At 59.3% G+C, this 3,718-nt stretch carries 2 protein-coding genes; both read right to left on the bottom strand.

Translation table 11 applies throughout. The features are described 5' to 3' along the window. The coding region (locus tag JOY90_RS31100) for an arylsulfatase (protein ID WP_291694920.1) at nucleotides 1-2,135 on the bottom strand (2,135 nt) is incomplete at its 3' end. A gap of 510 nt (nucleotides 2,136-2,645) precedes the next feature. Further along, nucleotides 2,646-3,635, bottom strand: a complete 990-nt coding sequence (locus tag JOY90_RS31095) for an ABC transporter substrate-binding protein (protein ID WP_291694919.1) — start codon at nucleotides 3,633-3,635, stop codon at nucleotides 2,646-2,648. Between the last annotated feature and the right edge of the window lie 83 nt (nucleotides 3,636-3,718).

Raw genomic sequence — 3,718 nt, 5'->3', positions numbered from 1 at the left:
GCCTTCAGTGTGATTTTGAGCGGTCCCGCGGGGCGGGGGACTACGTAATCCGTGTCAACCTCCACGGTTACATTGCCTGCGGGCAACTTCTTTGTTGCGCGAATCTGCGTTCGCTGCACGATGAACAGGTTATACTCGTAACATAGGATTCCGTCCTCAGCCCAAAGCGTAAGTCCCCCGGCGTTGGAACCCAGTTTATAGAGTACCCCGCTGGCACTCGCGGGAACCTCTGCCTCAATGGTGACCCGGTTGGGTTTGTTACCGAGGGCTGGCGCACAGAACTCCGGCATGCGGACCATATCGCCCGAGAACGTCCACTCCGTATAGGGAGGCGCGATGCGCAACTCGGGATGAAACAATGGCACCCACAGACCACCGCCGATCGGCAGGACCTTGTTCCTGGCCGCCTCGATAAGGAACATCTCCTGCAACGCCCGCACCTTATCGGGCATCTTTGACGCGAGATCATTCGCTTGGCTCCAGTCCTCGTCCAGGTCGTAGAGTTCCCAAATGTCGTTGTCTGGAGTCCATTCCTTGATACCCGGCGGTGCGCCGGGCAACCACGGAGCGCGGGGTCCGAAGGCGGACGCCATCCAGCCATCGTGGTAGATCGCGCGGCTGCCCATGACCTCAAAATATTGCGTGAGCAACCGCCCCTTCGCTTTCGGATCGGTGAAGGTGTATGCGAAACTCACACCGTCAATCGGGTCCTGAGGGATGCCCCTAACCTCCCGTGGCGGGGTAATTCCCAAAACCTCGTAAATCGTCGGCACCACGTCGTTGCAGTGATGAAATTGCGTCCGAGGTGTCGAATCAGGCTTGATCTTCGCCGGCCAGCGCACCGCCATGGGATTGCGGGTCCCTCCGAAGTGCGAAGCGAGCAACTTCGTGCCCTTGTAAGGCGTACTGCCAGCCCACCCCCATCCGGAGTGATATTGATTGTCGGTGAGCGGTGAGCCCAGAACGTCGAGCCCGCCGAGCTGGTCCAGAGCATCGATGTGTTGCCGAACGGTCGTTGGGATGGCGTTCTGCGCAAGGAGTTCGCTGACCGTCCCGTTCTGGCCCTCCGCCGACGAACCATTGTCACCCCAGATGTAAAAAATCAGCGTGTCGTCGCCGTAACCGAGCCGCTCGATCTCGTCGATCACTCGACCCGCCTGCACGTCGACGTGCTCGGCGAACCCGGCTGCGACTTCCATTAGACGGCGCTGAAAGGGCTTTTCGTCCTCGGGAATGTCGGCCCACGCCGCCATGGTCGGATCGCGTGGCGTGAGCTGCGCGTTCGCTGGGATCCAGCCCTTTTCCTTCGCCCGCTTGAATACGCGTTCGCGGTAGGCATCCCAGCCATCGTCAAATTTCCCTCTGTACTTGTCCGCCCACTCCTTGAAAATATGATGGGGCCCGTGGATCGCGCCGCTGGCCCAGTACATGAAAAACGGCTTAGCGGGTTGAAAGGCCTTGTGGTCGCGCAGCCACCGGATTGCGTCGTCCGCAAGATCCTCGCTGAGGTGATAGCCCTGTTCAGGCGTCTTGGGTGGCTGCACAACTGTAGTATTGCGTACCAGATGCGGCTCCCATTGCGAGGCCTCTCCTGCAAGAAATCCGTAGAAGTACTCGAAGCCGATCTCGGTCGGCCAGTTGTCGAACGGACCCGCCGTAGTCGTCTCCTCGGCCGGCGTATTGTGCCACTTGCCAAACGCGGCCGTGCAGTAGCCGTAATCCCGCAGCACCTCCGCCGCGAGCGCGCTACTCTTGGGAATGCGTCCTGAATAGCCATCCCAGTCGTTCGCCAGCTCCGCGATCTGCCCATTTCCCACGCGATGGTGGTTGCGGCCGGTAAGCAACGAGGCGCGGGTGGGGGAGCACATGGCTGTCGTGTGGAAGCGGTTGTACGTGACGCCGCCCGTCACGATTTTGTCGAGCGTTTTCGTCGTCATCTCGCCACCGAAGGTAGACGGCAGTCCGGGTCCGGCATCGTCAATCAATATGATGAGAATATTGGGCGCATCCGCCGGGAGATGCTTAGATGCCGACTTTGGGCTATAGACGGACTCCTGAATTGTCCGGCCCGCAACGCTCCCTGAAGTCGGAGCCGGGAACGGCAGGGTCTCCTGCTTTATTGCTCCCTCAGTCAAGAGGGATGCGTGACCCGAGTTGCTCCTCGCGGATGCGCTCATAGTTCATCTCCTTAGGTCAGAGGAGTTTAGAATTCGTCGCGCTAAATCGTGCGAGCTGGGCGCCAATTCGAAATCGGAGCTTGGCCCAACTCTTCCGAAAGCCGGGCCGAAGCATTCGTCGATCGTGCACTCTCGACAGGTGTTCGTTACGATCGCCGACGTGGTTCTTGCCGAATTGCTCTGCCGCGTAGCCGATACTCTTGAGGAACTCTAGCTACAAAGAGTTCACCCATTAATCGCTCGTATCATGGGAAAACTTCCGCTTTTGGTCAAAGGCGGAAATTGTGGCCCGTCACGGGGAAGAGCGGTTCTGGCTCCAGATCGGAACTTATTGGAGACCAAATACCAAGGAGCTTGTTGGAACTATCGCCGGCCTGTCTGACCCGCGAAGCCTCTCGCTTGGCATGAGCCGAAGCGATGCGGACGCGCCGAGAGGTCCGAAAAAGAGCCGCGAACGACGTAACGAGCCTACTCGATCACGTCGTCGGCGGTAGCGAGCAGCGAGGCCGGTATGTCGAAGCCGAGCAGCTTGGCGGTCTTCAAATTGAACACCGTTTCAAACTTGGTCGGCAACTGCACTGGCAGATCACTGGCTTTCTCTCCCGTGAGAATTCGGTCGGCATAGATCGCCGCCTGTCTAAAAAGCTCGAGCAAATCGACGCCGTAGGACATGAGGCCGCCATCGGCAACGGCGGCGCGCAACGAATAGATTGTCGGCAATCGGTAGCGTGCCGCCAGTTCAATGAAGAGTTTGCGCCGAGAATTGGTCGCCGGATCGGACGGCACTATCACGCCGTAATCCGATCCCTGTCCCCAGCGAGTCATCGCTGTTTCGATTTCTGTCGGTTCTCGCGCCGACGCCGCCTCGATTTCGACAGCAAAGTTGGGAGCGGAGGCTTCCAACAAGCCAAGGATACGCTTGTGCGTTGCGTTATCGGGATTCAGCAATATAGCGACGCGGACGATCCGCGGCGCAACCTGCTTGAGCATGCCTAGCAGCTTTGAGCCCAAGCTTGGCTCCATGACCGCGAAACCGGTCACGTTGTCACCCGGATGAGCGAGACTCTGCACTAGACCATCCGCCACCGGGTCGCCGCTGCCAATGAAGATGACAGGAACTGATTTGGCCAATTCGTGCGCCGCCAATGCGGCTGCGTCACCGTTTGCGAGCAGCACATCAGGGACCTGATGCAAGGCCTCTCTAATGGCGGATCGCACCCAATCGGCGTCACCCGTACCCCATCGAAAATTGACTTGAAGATTTCCGCCGATCGTCCAGCCAGCTTTTTCGAGTTGACGCTGAAAAGTCGTAGCGCGGAGCTGTCCTTGCGGATCGCTCTCAGGGTATAGCATGACGACGCCGATCCGACGCGTGAGCTCCCCTCGCTGTGCGCGAGCGACAAGCGGATAGCTCGCGGCCACACCTGCAAGCACAAGGACGAGTTCGCGCCGCCTCATGGTCCGCCTCTTTTGGGTCCTGGCAAGGCATCACCCAGCTTAGGCTAGCACACTTATGAGGGACCGGAGGTCAGCCTCAGAGC

Source organism: Bradyrhizobium sp. (assembly GCF_019242285.1).
Lineage (GTDB): Bacteria > Pseudomonadota > Alphaproteobacteria > Rhizobiales > Xanthobacteraceae > Bradyrhizobium.
The sequence above is the reverse complement of the archived record's forward strand: the minus strand, read 5'-3'. Positions and strand labels throughout refer to the sequence as shown.

What these genes read in the sequence shown, in the direction of transcription:
- JOY90_RS31095 (WP_291694919.1), bottom strand. Translation starts at nt 3,635, where the DNA reads ATGAGGCGGCGCGAACTCGTCCTTGTGCTTGCAGGTGTGGCCGCGAGC.